The sequence below is a fragment of the Catenulispora rubra genome (genome assembly GCF_015356825.1).
Lineage (GTDB): Bacteria > Actinomycetota > Actinomycetes > Streptomycetales > Catenulisporaceae > Catenulispora > Catenulispora rubra.
On record NZ_JAACYW010000601.1, the window covers coordinates 1 to 1622 of the forward strand.

Sequence of the window (1622 nt, forward strand, 5' to 3'; positions counted from 1 at the left end):
GCTTTCAGCTGGGAGCAGTTGGTGAAGCTGGCACTGACACAGAGCCAGGGCACGCCGAACGCTCAGAACCCGAAGGCCGGTGCGGCGCCGGTGGTGGCGATCGCCGATCCGACGCACGACGGCGCGGGGCTGTCGGCGCTGATCGTGCTGGACGGGATGTTGGCGCAGGCGGTGAACGATCCGCAGCTGAAGGTCGGGATCACCGGGTTCGTCAAGTCGATGGCGGACAACGTCGCGGGCTCGATGACGGCGTTGATGGGGAAGCCAGCCGCGAACGTCGCGGCGTTCCCGGCGTCGGAGCAGGAGGTGTTCCGGTACAACAGCCGCAAGCCCGCGGTGCCGTTGGCGGCGCTGTATCCGTCGGACGGTTCGGCGTCGCTGGACTATCCGCTGGTGGTGCTCAACGGCGCGGACAACGCGCACGCGATGGCGGCGAACGCGCTGCTGACGTTCTTGCGGACGACAGCTCAGGACGCGTTGCGGCAGCAGGGGTTCCGGTCGCCGGACGGGGCGCCGTCGCAGGTGCTGGCCGCGGATCCGGAGCTGCACGGGAGCCGGCTGGCGGCGGCCACGCGGGCCGACCACGGGCAGGCGCCGCAGGCTTTGGCGCTGTGGGCGACGCTGACGCGGCAGCTGCGGATGCTGGCGGTGGTGGACGTGTCGGGGTCGATGGCGCAGACGGTGGCCGGGACCGGGCAGACGCGGCTGGAGCTGACGGCGGGGGCGAGTGAGAAGGCGATGACGCTGTTCGGCAGCCACGCGGCGATGGGGCTGTGGACGTTCACCACCACGCGCGACGCGGACGGCTCGACGGTCATCGACCAGGTGCTGCCGATCGCGGAGCTGGGCGCGGCGGACGCCGGCGGGGCCACGCACGGGCAGCGGATGGCGGCGGCGTACGGGGCGCTGGCGGACAAGCCGGGGTCGCGCAACGGGCTGTACGACGCGGTGCTGGCGGCGTACCAGGCGGTGCAGAAGGGGTGGGACCCGACGCGGGTGAACACCGTGGCAGTCTTCACCGACGGGAAGGACGACAACCTCAACAGCATGAGTTCGGACCAGCTGATTGCGAAGCTGCAGGCCGCGGTCGATCCGGCGCGGCCGGTGCGGGTGTTCGTGGTGGCGCTGGGAGCGGACGTGGATCTGACGCTGCTGAACAAGATCACGGCGGTCACCGGCGGCGCGGCCGTCCACTTCAGCGACATGGGGCAGATGACGTCGGCGATTCTGGGGAGCACCGAGACGCACTGAGACGCACTGAGGCGCACTGAGGCGCGTACCACCACACGTCGCGACGCGCTGACATGGCTTCCGGCGCGATCATCGCAAGGCCCGTGTATGGCTGGCGTAAGGACGCGAAGGGCCACCGGCCGCCCACTACGGGATTCCCGTGTTAACGATCTGGTACGAACCGCATGACAGACCCGAGCCGGAATCGGGAAACTGCCTCCATGGCATTTCACTGCGGCGCGCCGACACGCGACGGAAGCCCGTGCCAACGCCACGTCCGCGAACCGGGCACCCGCTGCCCCCAGCACCGCAACCTCGGCGGCACCGCCCTGCACCCCCCGCGCCACGCGATGCGCACCATCACCCTCGCCGACCCGGCCCTGACCACCGCC

Annotated in this window: 1 protein-coding gene; it reads left to right on the top strand. The window is 70.7% G+C overall.

The features are described 5' to 3' along the window. A partial coding sequence (locus GWK61_RS54430) for a substrate-binding domain-containing protein (protein WP_228564562.1) occupies nucleotides 1-1251 on the top strand: 1251 nt, incomplete at its 5' end. Between the last annotated feature and the right edge of the window lie 371 nt (nucleotides 1252-1622).